Origin of the sequence: Sphingomonas sp. Leaf10, from assembly GCF_001421245.1 — a bacterium.
In the GTDB taxonomy this organism is placed as follows: domain Bacteria; phylum Pseudomonadota; class Alphaproteobacteria; order Sphingomonadales; family Sphingomonadaceae; genus Sphingomonas.
The window spans coordinates 20159-33824 of record NZ_LMKE01000023.1 but is presented as its reverse complement, the minus strand read 5'-3'; the positions used below and the strand labels follow the sequence as shown (position 1 = coordinate 33824).

The window sequence follows — 13666 nt, the reverse complement described above, 5'->3', positions numbered from 1 at the left end:
TTGCGTTGCCGCGACGGGGAACGCACGACGCGGCCTGACGGTTCGTCGGGACGACAGACGGGAAACGGACATGGACACGATCATCGTCGCGGGGGCGACCGGCGATTTGGGCGGGCGGATCGCGAAGGCGGCGGTGGCGCGCGGGGCGAAGGTGCGGGCGCTGGTCCGCCCCGGCACCACGCCCGACCGGATCGCAGCGCTGGAGGCGATCGGGGCCGATCCGCATCCGGTCGATTTCGGCGACGCGCAGGCGCTGGCTCATGCCTGCCGCGGGGTGGTGTGCGTGGTTTCGGCGCTGAACGGGCTGGGCGAAACGATCCTCGACGCACAGACGCGGCTGCTCGATGCGGCGCTGGGCGGCGGGGCCGCGCGGTTCATTCCGTCCGATTTCTCGATCGACTATCGCGCGCTGCCGACCGGCACCAACCGCAATTTCGACCTGCGCCGCGCGTTCCGCACCCGGATCGACACCGCGCCGATCATGGCGACGTCGATCTTCAACGGCGCGTTCGCCGATATGCTGAACGGTCAGATGCCGCTGATCCAGCGGCGGGTGCGGCGCGTGCTGTATTGGGGTGATGCGGATGTGAAGTTCGCACTGACGACCAAGGACGATGTCGCCGCCTACACCGCCGCCGCCGCGCTCGACCCGGCCGCGCCCCGCGACCTGCATATTGCCGGCGCACAGGTCAGCGCGCGCGATCTGGCGGCGTTGATGGGGGAGGTGACGGGCAAGCCGTACGGGCTGCTGCGTGCCGGGTCTTTGGGCTCGCTGGCGCGGATGATCGCCGTGACGCGCCGGCTGTTTCCCGCGCGCGATCAGGTGTTTCCGGCGTGGCAGGGAATGCAGTATCTGCACAACATGTTCGATGGGCGGGCGCCGAGTGCACCGGTGGACAATGGGCGCTATGATGTGGACTGGACCCCGTTGCGGGAGGTGGTGGCGCAGTGAGTCGGCCGTATCCTCGCGGAGGCAAGGCCTGCGAAAGTCGCCCGATCACCTAAGAAATACCGTACCCCGGCGAAGGCCGGGGTCCAGTTGGGAAGGCTTTTCCCGACCTTACCGACGTCCCCCAACTGGGCCCCGGCCTTCGCCGGGGTACGAGAAGAGCGTTTCGCTAAAGTCTCGCCGATGCGGGGATATTGTCAGGGTGCGGGCTCGAACCGCTCCAGCGGCAGTACCATGCCCGCCACGACGAACCAGCAGCGATCGACCTTCGCCGCCACCGCCTGATTGAGCCGCCCCGCCGCGTCGCGGAAGCGGCGGCCGAGCGGGTTGTCGGGCACGATACCCATGCCGACCTCGTTGCTGACCAGCAGCACCGGATGCTGCGCCCCGCCGATCGCGGCGAGCAGGTTGGCGCTGTGGCGGTCAATGTCGTGGTCGCCGAGCATCAGGTTCGACAGCCATAGCGTCAGGCAATCGACCAGCACCGGTCCCGTCGCGGCATCGATCGCCGCCGCCAGATCGACCGGACATTCGACCGTGTGCCAGCCGGGGCCTCGATCGGCGCGGTGGCGGGCGATGCGGTCGGTCATCTCCTCGTCCCACGCCTCTGCCGTGGCAAGATAGGTCCATGGCCCCGCCAGCGCCTCGCACGCCTGCTGCGCCAGGCGGCTCTTGCCCGAGCGTGCGCCGCCCACGAACAAACTCGTCGCCATCTTGTCCTGTGCCCCGATGCGCTCTAAGGGCGCGGATGCGACAGGTTCCCAGAAATGGGATGAAAAGGGAACCCGGAAGCGCGTTTCGCACGCGTCATCCGGGGCTGCCCCCGCAACTGTGACCGGCGAGCCTTGCTCCCCTGCGTGCCACTGGACATCCGTCCGGGAAGGCCGGGCAAGGCGACGACCCGGGAGCCAGGAGACCTGCCCGTCGCGGTTGTCCTTCGCGCGGACGGGGTGTGCCGGGCGATCGAGGGTTTCCTCGCGTGACGACGTCGTTTGGGGGTCGTGCGCGTGCGAGAACAGCCTGTTCCGGCGCCCGCGCCGCGCGTCCCCTTGTTTGATGCCAAGGGGGATTACCCGAATGAAGACCCGTTTCCTGTTGCTGCCCTGCCTGTTGGCGGCAACCCCGAGCTTTGCGCAGAGCGCGCAGTCGTCCGCCGGCCTCGAACGCGTGGCGCAGGGCGATGACGACATCATCGTCACCGCCAACCGCGAGGCACGTCCGGTCGATACCGTCGGGCAGGCGGTGACCGTGCTCGACCTCGCCACCATCGAACAGCGGCAGGCGGTGGTCGTGTCCGACCTGTTGCGCCAGACGCCGGGCGTCACCGTTACCCGCAATGGCGGCATCGGCACGTCGACCAGCGTCAACATCCGCGGCGCCGACAGCGACCAGACCGTGGCGCTGATCGACGGCGTCAAGCTGAACGACCCGTCGTCGCCCGGCGGCGGGTTCAATTTCGGCAACCTGCTGATCGGCAATATTTCGCGCATTGAAGTGCTGCGTGGCGCACAGTCGGTGCTGTGGGGCAGCCAGGCGATCGGCGGCGTCGTCAACCTCATCACCCGCCAGCCGACCGAGGAACTGTCGGTCAATGTGCGCGGCGAGGGCGGCTCGTTCGGTACCGGACAGGGTTTCGCCAACGTCTCGGGCAAGGTCGGACCGGTGTCGGCCAGCATCGGCGGCGGGTTCCTGACCACCGACGGCATTTCGGCCTATGCGCCGGGGCGTGAGGCGGACGGCTATCGCAATTATGGCGCGAACGGCAGCGTGTCGGTGGCGCTGGCCGATGCCGTGTCGGTCGATGTGCGCGGTTTCTATTCGAACGGCCGGACCGAGATTGACGGCTTCCCGGCCCCGACGTTCAGCTTCGGCGATACCCGCGAATATGGCGATGCCGAGCAATGGACCGGCTATACCGGGCTGAACGCCGCGCTGTTCGACGGGCGGTTCCGCAATCGCATCGGCTATGCCCATACGTCGAGCAACCGGACCAATACCGACCCCGACGGCATCCCGACCGAGACGTTCCGGGGCAAGGGGCGCAACGACCGGATCGATTACCAGGGGTCGTTCGACGTCACCGACGCCGTGTTCGCGACGTTCGGCGTCGAACGCGAAGTGTCGCGCTTCACCACGGCGAGCTTCGGTGGCCCGGCGACGACCGGTCGCGCGCGGCTGCTGGGCGTCTATGGCCAGATCGCGGTGACGCCGATCGAGAATCTGACGCTGACCGGCGGCGTGCGCCATGACGACCACAATGTGTTCGGCGGGGCGACGGTGTTTTCGGGCAGCGGGGTGTGGTCGCCCAATCGCGGCAACACGCTGCTGCGCGCCAGCTATTCCGAAGGGTTCAAGGCCCCGACGCTGTACCAGTTGCAGAGCGAATATGGGAACGCGCTGCTGACCCCCGAACGCTCGCAGGGTTGGGATGCGGGCATTACCCAATATGGCCTCGATGGTGCGGTAGAGGCGAGCGCGACGTGGTTCGACCGTACGTCGAAAGATTTGATCGCGTTCGTGTCCTGCTTCGGCGTGACCACTGGTATCTGCGCCGGCAAGCCGAACGGCACCTATGACAATATCGCCCGTGCCGAGGCGAAGGGGCTGGAGTTCGCGCTGAAGCTGCGTCCGGTGGAGGCATTCACCGTTGCCGCCGCTTATACGTGGCTGGATGCCGAGAACCGTTCGGCCGGTACCGCCAATTTCGGGCGCAAGCTGGCGCGGCGTCCGGCCGACAGCCTGACCGTCAACGCCGATTATCGCTGGGCGTTCGGTCTTGGCGTCGGCGCGACCGTCACGATGATCGGCGACAGTTTCGACAATGCGTCGAACGCACGGCGGCTGGACGGTTATGTCCTGACCGATCTGCGCGCATCGTTCCCGGTGACCGAGCGGATCCAGGTCTATGGCCGCGTCGAGAACCTGTTCGACGAACGCTATCAGACGATCTTTCAATACGGCACGCCGGGGCGCGCCGCCTATGGTGGCGTAAGGCTCAGCTACTGATGGTCGACCTTGCCGAATTTTGTGCGCATGGCGGACGGGTCGCCGCCGCCGCGCGCGCGTTCGGCGGGGACGACTGGATCGACCTGTCGACCGGGATCGCGCCCTGGGCCTATCCGGTCGGCACGACGTCACTCCCCTCCCTGACAAGGGAGGGGGCGGGGGTGGGTTGGCCTGCGAGGGCAAGGGAGTGTTCCACAACCGGCCTACCCACCCCCAACCCTTCCCTTGTCAGGGAGGGGAGTGCGTTGGGTTATAACCGGCTGCCCGAACCGGGCGAGATGGCGGCGCTCGAAGCGGCGGCGGCGATGGCGTTCGGGGTGTCGAACCCGGCGCGGGTGGTCGCGGTGCCCGGCACCGACCTTGCGCTACGGCTGTTGGCGGTGATTCTGAATGCGGAGCGGCCGGCGGTGGTGTGGCCTGGCTATGCCGGTCACGTCGCCGCATGGCCCGATGCACGCGCGGTCGCGGCCCTTGCCGATCCGGGCGATGCCGATCTGCTGGTGCTGGCCAGTCCCGCCAATCCCGACGGCTTCGTCACGCCGCCCGACCGTCTGCTCGCGCTGGCGGGGCAGAGGATGCTGGTCGTCGACGAAGCCTATGCCGACCCCGCGCCGGGACTGGCGGCGCAGGCGTCGGACCGGCTGATCGTGCTGCGGTCGTTCGGCAAATTCTATGGCCTGCCCGGATTGCGGCTGGGCTTCGTGATCGCTGGCGGCGGGGTGGCGGCGGCGCTGCGCCAGCTGCTCGGCGACTGGCCGGTGTCGAGCGCGGCGGTGCGGATCGGCACGGCGGCCTATGCCGATCGCGCCTTTGCTGCGGCGCAGGCCGGACGGATCGAAGCGGTCGGTGCATTGCTCGACGATGCGCTGGCGGGTTGGCAGATGGTCGGCCACGCGCCGCTGTTCCGCCTGATCGAGACCGATGACGCGCACGCGCTGTTCCGTCATCTGTGCAACCATGCCATCCTCACCCGCCCGTTCGCCGACCGGTGCGACCGGTTGCGGATCGGCCTGCCGCCCGACGGTCCGGCGATGGCCCGTCTGACCACCGCCCTTGCGGAGTATCACCCATGACCGAGACGCCCGAAGATCATGCCCGCCACAATGCGCGGATGCAGCGCATGGCCGTCGCCCGCGAAAAGATGCAGGCGCGCCGCACGCTCGAACGCGGGCTGCTGATCGTCCATACCGGCAATGGCAAGGGCAAGTCGTCGAGCGCGTTCGGCATGGCGATCCGCAGCATCGGCTGGGGGATGAAGGTCGCGATCCTGCAATATGTGAAGGGCAAGTGGGAAACGGGCGAGCGCAACTTCTTCGATGCGCATCCGGACCTCGCCAGCTTCGAGGTGATGGGCGAAGGCTTCACCTGGGACACGCAGGACCGGGCCAAGGACATCGCCGCCGCCCGCGCCGCATGGGAGCGATCGAAGGAGATGATCCTCGACCCCGCGATCGACTTCGTGATTTTGGACGAACTCAACATCGTCCTGCGCGACGACACCCTGCCGATCGCCGAGATCGTCGATTTCCTGGAGGACCGGCCGCTGACCAAGCATATCTGCATCACCGGCCGCAATGCGAAGCCCGAACTGCTGGAGATCGCCGACCTGATCACCGAATTCGGCGAGGTGAAGCACCCCTATCATGCCGGGTTCAAGGCGCAGAAGGGCGTCGAATATTGATCCGTCCGATCGCCCTGCTGCTGGCCGCGCCGGCGTTGCTGTCGGCTGCGCCGCGCTTGCCGCGGGTGGTGTCGATCAATCCGTGCGTCGATGCGGTGCTGGCCCGCGTCGCCGATCCGGCGCAGATCGTCGGCATCAGCCATTATTCGCAGGATGTGCGCGCGACCTCCGTCCCGCTCGGTTGGGCGCGCCGGTTCAAGGCGACGTCGGGCACGGCGGAGGAAGTGATGGCGCTGCGCCCCGATATCGTACTGGCCGGCCCGCATGTCGAACCGGCGACGATCGCCGCGCTGAAACGGTTGAAGATCGCGCTGGTGCAATATCCGGTGGCGGAATCGGTGACCGAAAGCATGGATCAGGTCCGTGCGATCGCCACCGCGACCGGCCATGCCGCGCGGGGCGAAGTGCTGGCGGCACGGATCGCGGCGTCGGCGACCCCGGCGCGGGTGCCGCCGGTGGGAGCGCTGGTGTGGCAGGGGAACGGGCTGGTACCGGGCAGCGGCACGCTGGCCGACGACCTGCTCCAGCGCGCGGGCTTTCGGAACATGAGTGCGAAATATGGCCTCAAGCAATGGGACGTCCTGCCGCTCGAATATCTGGTCGCCGATCCGCCGCGCGTGTTGTTGTCGACCGCGCCGGAGGGCGTGCAGGACGACCGCATGACCGGCCATCCGGCAGTGCGGCGGCTGGCGATGCATATCACCGTCGCCCCCTATCCGACGCGGCTGATGAATTGCGGCGGGCCGACGATCATCGCGGCGATGGCGCGGTTGCGGCAGGTTCACGCGCAGGTGACGTCATGAAGCGGCTGACCATCGGCCTGCTCGTAGCGCTGTTGCTTGCCGCCGCGCTGTCGGTCGCGGCGGGGAAGGTGTGGGTGCCGTTCGACGCATGGACCGCCGACGATCCGCGATCCATCATCATCGTCGAACTACGCCTGCCGCGCACCGTGCTGGCGCTGCTGGTGGGCGCGGCGCTGGGGCTGTCGGGCGCGGTGATGCAGGGGTATCTGCGCAATCCGCTGGCCGATCCGGGGCTGTTCGGCGTGTCGTCGGGCGCGGCGTTCGGTGCCGTCGTAGCGCTGTATTGCGGCTATGCCGCGCAGATGTGGCTGCTGCCTGGCTTCGCCCTGGTCGGGGCGGGGGTGACCATGGCGCTGCTGGCGCTGATCGCGGGCCGGTCGGGCAGCCTGATCCTGTTCACGCTGGGCGGCATGATCCTGACCAGCATCACCGGGTCGCTGACCGCGCTCGCCATCAGCCTTGCACCGACGCCGTTCGTGTCGTCGTCGATCGTGACATGGCTGATGGGCGCGCTGACCGATCGCAGCTGGGATGATGTGAAGGTCGCCGCACCGCTGATCGCCGCCGGCATGGGCGTGCTGGCGATGACCGCACGGGCGCTCGACGCGCTGACGCTGGGCGAGGCGGCGGCGCGGTCGATGGGGGTCGATCCGGCGCGGCTGCAACGGCTGGTCATCGTCGGCGTCGCGCTGACCGTCGGCGCGTCGGTGGCGTCGGCGGGGATCATCGGGTTCGTCGGGCTGATCGTGCCGCACCTGGTGCGGCCACTGGCGGGCAACCGGCCGTCGGCGATCCTGCTGCCCTCGGCCCTTGCCGGGGCGGTTCTGCTGACCTTTGCCGACAGCCTCGTGCGGCTCGCCCCGACGGTCAGCGAGCTGCGGCTGGGCATCGCCATGTCGATGCTGGGCGGGCCGTTCTTCCTCTACCTGCTGATCGCGATGCGGCGGAGGCTGGCATGACCGATCTGGTGGCCGATGCGATCGCGCTGACGCTGGGCGGTAAGCGCGTGCTGGACGATGTGTCGTTCGCGTTCCGGCAGGGGCGGGTGACCGCGCTGCTCGGAGCGAATGGCGCGGGCAAGTCCAGCCTGCTCGCCTGCCTCGCCGCGCTGCGCCAGCCCGACAGCGGCGCGGCCCGGCTGGGCGGCGAGGATGTGCAGGCGATCGACCGTCGTGCGCGAGCGCGGGCGATCGGACTGCTGCCGCAATCCGCCGACGTACATTGGGACATCGATGTCGCGACGCTGGTCGGGCTGGGGCGGTTCGCGCATCGCGGGCGGTGGGGCGAGACGCAGGCTGATCGCGATGCGGTGCAGGCGGCGTTGGCGGCGACCGACATGACCGATCTGGCGACCCGCGGCGTCGAGCGGCTGTCGGGCGGCGAGCGGGGGCGCGCGCTGCTGGCGCGGGTACTGGCCGGCGAGCCCTACTGGCTGCTGGCCGACGAACCGCTCGCCAGCCTCGACCCCGCGCATCAGCTGGACGTGCTGGCGCGGTTGCGCGGCGTGGCGGCGGGCGGGCGGGGCGTGGTGCTAGTGCTGCACGACCTGCATCTGGCGGCGCGGGTCGCGGACGATGCGGTGCTGTTGAAGGACGGGCGGATCGTCGCGAGCGGCGAAGCGGATGCGGTGCTGACCGCGTCGGCCATCGCCGAAGCCTATGGCATCGACGTCGAGATCGGCCGTACCCCGCAAGGGCATCGCTACATCCTGCCGGTCGCGCGGTGATCGCGCTGGCGGCGCTGATCGTCGAGGCGGCGGTCGGCTATCCGCACCGCTGGTGGCATCCGGTGATGGGCGTCGGCACGCTGATCGACCGGTTCGAGCGCCGCTGGAACCGGCGGCGTCGGCGGGAGGGGGCGGCGCTGGTCATGCTGCTGGTCGGCCTGTCGGTAGTGTTGGGGCTGGCGATCGAGCGGCTGGGGACGATCGTCACCGTGGCGGTGGCGACGACGGGGTTGGCGCAGCGCAGCTTGCACGATCATGTCGCGGCGGTCGCACGGCTGTTAGCGTCGGCCGATCTGGACGCGGCGCGCAGCGCGGTGGCGATGATCGTCGGACGCGATACCGATACGCTCGACGAAGCGGGCGTCGCGACGGCGGCGATCGAAAGTCTGGCGGAGAGTTTCTGCGACGGGGTGGTCGCGCCGGCGCTGGGCCTGTTGCTGTTCGGGTTGCCGGGACTGTTGGTGGTGAAGGCGATCAACACGGCGGATTCGATGGTCGGGCATCGGACACCCGAGCTGCGCGCGTTCGGCTGGGCATCGGCGCGTGCGGACGACGTCGTCAATTTCGTACCGGCACGCATCGCGGGTGCGCTGATCGCATTGGCCGGCCAGGGCGGCTGGCACGAAATGCAGCGCGACGCCCGCCGACATGCATCGCCCAATGGCGGCTGGCCCGAAGCGGCGATGGCGGGGGCGCTGGGGCGGCGGCTGGGCGGCGCGGTCAGCTATGACGGTGAGCCGGCGCACCGCGCGGTGCTGGGCGATGGACCTCGGCCTGACGCTGCCGATCTGACGCGCGCGCTTCGCCTCTATCGGACCGCCTGCCTGTTGCTGTGGATATTGGTCGGGATCGTCCCATGGGTGGGGTGATGATCCAGGGAACCGGATCGGACGTCGGCAAGTCGGTGCTGGTCGCCGGGCTGTGTCGCCTGCTGACCAATCGGGGTCTGCGGGTGCGTCCGTTCAAGGCGCAGAACATGTCGAACAACGCCGCCGTCTGTGCGGATGGCGGCGAGATCGGTCGGGCGCAGGCGTTGCAGGCGATGGCGTGCCGGGTGCCGCCGACGACGGACATGAACCCGGTGCTGCTGAAACCGCAAAGCGACCGCACCTCGCAACTGATCGTCGGCGGCCGGGTCGCGGGCACGATGGCGGCGGGCGATTATCGGTGGCGGCGCAGCGCGTTGCTGGCGGAGGTCGTTGCGGCCTATCGCCGGTTGTCCACGCAAGTCGATATCGTCGTGGTCGAAGGCGCCGGATCGCCCGCCGAAATCAACCTGCGCGCCGGCGATATCGCCAATATGGGTTTTGCGCGCGCGGCGGGGGTGCCGGTGGTGCTGGCCGGCGACATCGATCGCGGCGGGGTGATCGCGGCGCTGGTCGGCACGCAGGCGGTGATCGACCCGGCCGATGCGGCGATGATCCGCGGCTTTCTGGTCAACAAGTTTCGCGGCGATCCGGCGCTGTTCGACGATGGCCGCGCGGAGATCGTGGCGCGCACCGGCTGGCGCGACATCGGCTTGGTGCCGTGGCTGCCCGACGCCGCGAGGCTGCCGGCCGAGGATGCGGTGGCGCTGGGGCGTGATGGCGAGCGCGGCGAGGGGCCGTTGATCGCGGTGCCGATGCTGTCGCGCATCGCCAATTTCGACGATTTCGATGCGCTGGCGCATGATCCGGCGGTCCGGCTGCGGATGATCCCGCCGGGCCAGCCGCTGCCGGGCGATGCCGCGCTGGTCATCCTGCCCGGCACCAAGGCGACGATCGCCGACTTGGCGTTCCTGCGCGAACAGGGCTGGGACGTCGATCTCGCCGCCCACGTCCGGCGCCGCGGGCAGGTGATCGGCATTTGCGGCGGGTATCAGATGCTCGGGACCAGCATCGCCGACCCGGACGGGATCGAGGGAGCGGCGGGGAAGGTCGCCGGCCTCGGGTTCCTGCCGGTCGAGACGGTAATTGCCGGGGTCAAGACGACGCGCCCGGCGACGGGCATGCTGGCGGACGGGGCGGCGTTTGCGGGTTATGAGATCCATGTCGGCGTTACCACCGTCGCGCCGGGTACCCCGCCACTTCTACAATTTGCCGATGGTACGCCCGACGGGGCGGTCGCGCGCGATGGGCAGATTGCCGGCTGCTACGTCCATGGCCTGTTCGACGCTGCTACCGCGCGCGCCAGTCTGTTGCGACGGATCGGTGCGCAGGGCGATCCGTTCGACCGCCGCGAGGCGATCGACGCCGCGCTCGACGGCGTGGCTGCTGCCCTCGAAGCCGCACTCGATATCGACGCCCTTCTGGACATTGCCGGGGAAGCCCTATGATCGACGATATTCGCGCGCATCTGGACGCGCTGGCCAAGCCGCGCGGCGCGATGGGGCGGCTGGAGATGCTGGCGACCGAGTTGGCGCTGACGCAGCGGCGGATCGATGCGCGGACGTCCCCCCGCCGCGCCGTGTTGTTCGCTGCCGACCATGGCTGTGTCGGCGAAGGCGTGTCGGCATGGCCGTCCGAGGTGACGGCGATGATGGTCGCCACCATCCTGTCGGGCCGCGCGACCAGCAATGCGCTGGCGGCGGCGGCCGATTGTCCGTTGCGGCTGGTCGATGTCGGGATGATCGGTGGGCGGGTCGCGGGGGCGGGCTTCTTTCGTGACGCGCGGGTAGCCGATGGCACCGCGCCGCTGGGAGCCGGGCCGGCGATGACCGTGGCGCAGTTCGACGCGGCGTGGGACGTCGGTGCCGAGGAAGCCATGCGGGCGACCGACGAAGGCGCGGTGCTGTTGATCGCGGGCGAAATGGGGATCGGCAACACCACGCCCGCCGCCTGCCTGACCGCGCTGCTGACCGGGGTCGACCCGCAAGCGGCGGTCGGGCGCGGGGCGGGGGCGGACGATGCGCTGCTTGCCGCCAAGCGCCGGGTGGTCGCCAACGCCACCGCCCGTGCGCAGGGGATCGCCGATCCGCGCGAAGCGATCGCTTCGGTCGCCGGCTATGAGATTGCGGCGATGGCGGGCTTTTATGCGACCGGCGCGGGGCGGGGGGCGACGCTGTTGCTGGACGGCTATGTCAGCACCGCCGCCGCGCTGATCGCCGAGCGGCTTGCCCCCAGCAGCGTAAGGGCGATGATCGCCGGGCATCGTTCGGCCGAACCGGGGCATGGCGCCGCGCTCGCGACGCTTGGCCTGACGCCGGTGCTGGAATGGGAGATGCGGTTGGGCGAGGGCAGCGGGGCGCTGACCGCGCTGCCGCTGCTCGACGCGGCGGCGGCATTGCTCAACGATGTGGTGCGGCTCGATCAGATCGGGGCGGATCGTGCCGACTGAGGTGCCGCGCTGGGCCGCGCCGTTGCTGGCGGTCCAGTTCCTGACGCGGCTGCCGGTGCCGATGCTGAACCGGCTGACGGGTGAACAGGCGGCGGCGGGGCTGGCGCGGGCGATGGCGTGGCTGCCACCGGTCGGCACGCTGATCGGCGCGATGACGGCGGGCGTGTTCGTCGCCGCCGGCCGGTTCTGGCCGCCGCTGGTCGCCGCGATCCTCGCGCTGATCATCGAGGCGGTGTTGACCGGCGCGTTTCATGAGGATGCCGTTGCCGATTTCTGCGATGCGTTCGGTGGCACCGCCAGCGGCGAACGCGCGCTGACGATCATGAAGGACAGCCGTATCGGCAGCTATGGCGCGCTTGGCCTCGGGCTTACGGTCGTTCTGCGCATCGCGGCGATCGTCGCCCTCCCAGCGCCGGTCGCGGTGGCGGCGATCGTCGGGGCGGCGACGGCGGGGCGACTGTGTGCGGTGACGCTGGCGGCGATCGTCGCGCCGGTGGGGAGCGGGTCGGGGATGGCGGTGCGTGCCGGGCGGATGCCGCCGGGACGGCTGGCGCTGGCGGGGGTGCTGGCGCTGCCCGGTCTCGCGCCGATCCTGTGGTTGCGGCCGGGTGCGACCGGCGCGGCGGTTTCGGCGATGCTTCTGTTGCTGCTGTGGCTGCGGCGGTTCCTTGTCCAGCGGATCGGCGGGAGTACCGGCGACTGCCTCGGCTTCGCGGCGGCGATGGGACAGTTGGCGCTGCTGCTGGCGGTCGCTGCGCGGTGAAGGTGCTGCTGCTGCGCCATCCGCCGGTTGCGAAGGCGTGGAAGGGGCGCTGCTATGGGCGATCGGACATGGGGTTGAGCCGCGAGGGTCAGGCGTTGGCGGGCCGGATCGCCACCGATCTTGCCGCGACCCCGATCGACGCGATCGTCCATTCGGGCGCGATCCGGACCAGGAAGCTGGCCGAGCAGGTCGCGCGCGGTCGCGACATATCGGTCACCACCGATCCCCGCTGGCTCGAACGCGATTTCGGCGCATGGGAGGGCTGGTCGTGGAACGCGATCTGGCGCGAGACCGGTGCGGAGATGGACCGGATGATGACCGAGCCGGACTATCGCCCCGGCGGCGGGGAGAGCGGGCGCGACCTTGCCGAGCAGGTGCTGGCGGCGTGGCACGCGCTGCCCCGCGAACCGGCCGTGCTGGTCGTCGCGCATGGCGGGCCGATCGCGACGCTGCGCGCGCTGCTGGCGGGGCAGCCGGTGACCCGTGCGGTCGACTTCATCCCCGCCTGTGGCGAACTGGTCGTGCTTCAGCGCCGCCAGTAACGGACATGGTCGACCTGCATCGATTGCGGGAACTTGCTGTCGTCGATGCCCATCTTGCCGCCCCAGTCGCCGCCGACCGCGACGTTCAGGATGAGGTTGAACGGCCGGTCGAACGGCCATGCCGCGCGCCCGCCCGGCCGGTCGTTGGCGACGCGCATATAGCCGCGTCCGTCGATGCCGATGGTGATCCCCTCTGGGGTCCAGTCGAGCTGATAGTTGTGCCATTGGCCACAGACGTCGGCCATCCGGCGCGAGCCCCCGCGTTGCGTGCCCTTCGCATGGTTGAAGGCGCCGGTGTGCAGCGTCGCATGGACCAGATCGGGTTCGTAGCCGACCAGTTCGAGGATATCGATCTCGCCCTCGTCGGGCCATTTGCCGTCGGGCGGCAGCATCCACAGCGCCGGCCAGATGCCGCGCCCGCATGGCAGCTTCGCGCGGATGTCGTAAAAGCCATAGCCCATCGGCTGCACCGACACGATCCGGGCGGAGGTATAGTCCTGTCCGCCGGAATCGCTGCCCTTCGGCTTCTCCCGCCGCGCCTCGATCACCAGCGCGCCGTCCGCGATCCGGGCATTGGCCGGGGTGTTGGCCGGCGCATAATATTGCCGTTCGTTATTGTACCAGCCGTCGCGATTGTGGCTGGTGTCGAAGCGCCAATGCTTCGGGTCGATCGTCTTGCCCGAAAACTCGTCGGCGAAGGTCGGCGTGCCGGCGGGCGGGGCGATGGCGATGTCGACCGCATGGTTGCTGGCGCCGAGCGTCGGTGTGTCCTGTGCCACGGCTGCGGTGGCGATGCCCGCCAGCAAGGTCGCCAACATCGTGCGCATCGAGCAAACTCCTGTGATCGCGCCCGTATTCCGGCGCTTCCCCGGTACCGTACG

At 69.5% G+C, this 13666-nt stretch carries 14 protein-coding genes and 1 riboswitch; of the genes, 12 read left to right on the top strand and 2 right to left on the bottom strand.

The annotated features are described in order from the left end of the window. The first annotated feature begins 70 nt into the window (after nucleotides 1-70). Nucleotides 71-952, top strand: coding sequence for an NmrA family NAD(P)-binding protein (locus tag ASE59_RS13530; RefSeq protein WP_056457183.1), 882 nt, complete (start codon nucleotides 71-73; stop codon nucleotides 950-952). Nucleotides 953-1146: 194 nt separating this feature from the next. Here the strand turns inward: ASE59_RS13530 and cobU are convergent, their stop codons facing one another. Next, nucleotides 1147-1662 carry a bifunctional adenosylcobinamide kinase/adenosylcobinamide-phosphate guanylyltransferase gene (gene cobU / locus ASE59_RS13525; protein ID WP_056457180.1) on the bottom strand — a complete coding sequence of 172 codons (516 nt, stop codon included), beginning with the start codon at nucleotides 1660-1662 and terminating at the stop codon, nucleotides 1147-1149. A 25-nt stretch (nucleotides 1663-1687) separates the two neighbouring features. Continuing rightward, a riboswitch (cobalamin riboswitch) is annotated at nucleotides 1688-1889 on the top strand. Nucleotides 1890-2026: 137 nt separating this feature from the next. Between cobU and ASE59_RS13520 the strand changes: the two genes are divergently transcribed. From ASE59_RS13520 to ASE59_RS13470, 11 genes are all read left to right on the top strand, one after another. Next, on the top strand, nucleotides 2027-3955 hold the full coding sequence (locus tag ASE59_RS13520) for a TonB-dependent receptor plug domain-containing protein (protein ID WP_056457177.1): 1929 nt from the start codon (nucleotides 2027-2029) through the stop codon (nucleotides 3953-3955). Between the two features lie 245 nt (nucleotides 3956-4200). Continuing rightward, nucleotides 4201-5028 carry an aminotransferase class I/II-fold pyridoxal phosphate-dependent enzyme gene (locus ASE59_RS13515; RefSeq protein WP_235515770.1) on the top strand — a complete coding sequence of 276 codons (828 nt, stop codon included), beginning with the start codon at nucleotides 4201-4203 and terminating at the stop codon, nucleotides 5026-5028. Then, nucleotides 5025-5636 (top strand): cob(I)yrinic acid a,c-diamide adenosyltransferase, encoded by a 612-nt coding sequence (gene cobO / locus ASE59_RS13510; RefSeq protein WP_056457171.1) that lies wholly within the window; start codon nucleotides 5025-5027, stop codon nucleotides 5634-5636. Before ASE59_RS13515 ends, cobO begins: the two co-directional genes overlap by 4 nt. Beyond that, nucleotides 5633-6439 (top strand): ABC transporter substrate-binding protein, encoded by an 807-nt coding sequence (locus tag ASE59_RS13505; protein WP_235515769.1) that lies wholly within the window; start codon nucleotides 5633-5635, stop codon nucleotides 6437-6439. The genes cobO and ASE59_RS13505 overlap by 4 nt, the downstream gene beginning before the upstream one ends. Next, on the top strand, nucleotides 6436-7398 hold the full coding sequence (locus ASE59_RS13500; protein WP_056457168.1) for a FecCD family ABC transporter permease: 963 nt from the start codon (nucleotides 6436-6438) through the stop codon (nucleotides 7396-7398). The genes ASE59_RS13505 and ASE59_RS13500 overlap by 4 nt, the downstream gene beginning before the upstream one ends. Then, nucleotides 7395-8165 carry an ABC transporter ATP-binding protein gene (locus ASE59_RS13495; protein ID WP_056457165.1) on the top strand — a complete coding sequence of 257 codons (771 nt, stop codon included), beginning with the start codon at nucleotides 7395-7397 and terminating at the stop codon, nucleotides 8163-8165. The genes ASE59_RS13500 and ASE59_RS13495 overlap by 4 nt, the downstream gene beginning before the upstream one ends. Further along, nucleotides 8162-9034, top strand: a complete 873-nt coding sequence (gene cbiB / locus ASE59_RS13490; RefSeq protein ID WP_414899189.1) for an adenosylcobinamide-phosphate synthase CbiB — start codon at nucleotides 8162-8164, stop codon at nucleotides 9032-9034. The genes ASE59_RS13495 and cbiB overlap by 4 nt, the downstream gene beginning before the upstream one ends. Next, complete coding sequence (locus tag ASE59_RS13485) at nucleotides 9022-10479, top strand: cobyric acid synthase (protein WP_056457163.1); 1458 nt, start codon at nucleotides 9022-9024, stop codon at nucleotides 10477-10479. The genes cbiB and ASE59_RS13485 overlap by 13 nt, the downstream gene beginning before the upstream one ends. Continuing rightward, nucleotides 10476-11480, top strand: a complete 1005-nt coding sequence (gene cobT / locus ASE59_RS13480) for a nicotinate-nucleotide--dimethylbenzimidazole phosphoribosyltransferase (RefSeq protein ID WP_056457160.1) — start codon at nucleotides 10476-10478, stop codon at nucleotides 11478-11480. Before ASE59_RS13485 ends, cobT begins: the two co-directional genes overlap by 4 nt. Continuing rightward, nucleotides 11470-12243, top strand: coding sequence for an adenosylcobinamide-GDP ribazoletransferase (locus ASE59_RS13475; RefSeq protein ID WP_235515768.1), 774 nt, complete (start codon nucleotides 11470-11472; stop codon nucleotides 12241-12243). Before cobT ends, ASE59_RS13475 begins: the two co-directional genes overlap by 11 nt. Next, nucleotides 12240-12785 (top strand): histidine phosphatase family protein, encoded by a 546-nt coding sequence (locus ASE59_RS13470; RefSeq protein ID WP_056457154.1) that lies wholly within the window; start codon nucleotides 12240-12242, stop codon nucleotides 12783-12785. The genes ASE59_RS13475 and ASE59_RS13470 overlap by 4 nt, the downstream gene beginning before the upstream one ends. Here the strand turns inward: ASE59_RS13470 and ASE59_RS13465 are convergent. After that, nucleotides 12770-13612 carry a family 16 glycosylhydrolase gene (locus tag ASE59_RS13465; RefSeq protein ID WP_235515767.1) on the bottom strand — a complete coding sequence of 281 codons (843 nt, stop codon included), beginning with the start codon at nucleotides 13610-13612 and terminating at the stop codon, nucleotides 12770-12772. The two genes, ASE59_RS13470 and ASE59_RS13465, sit on opposite strands and share 16 nt — an antisense overlap. Between the last annotated feature and the right edge of the window lie 54 nt (nucleotides 13613-13666).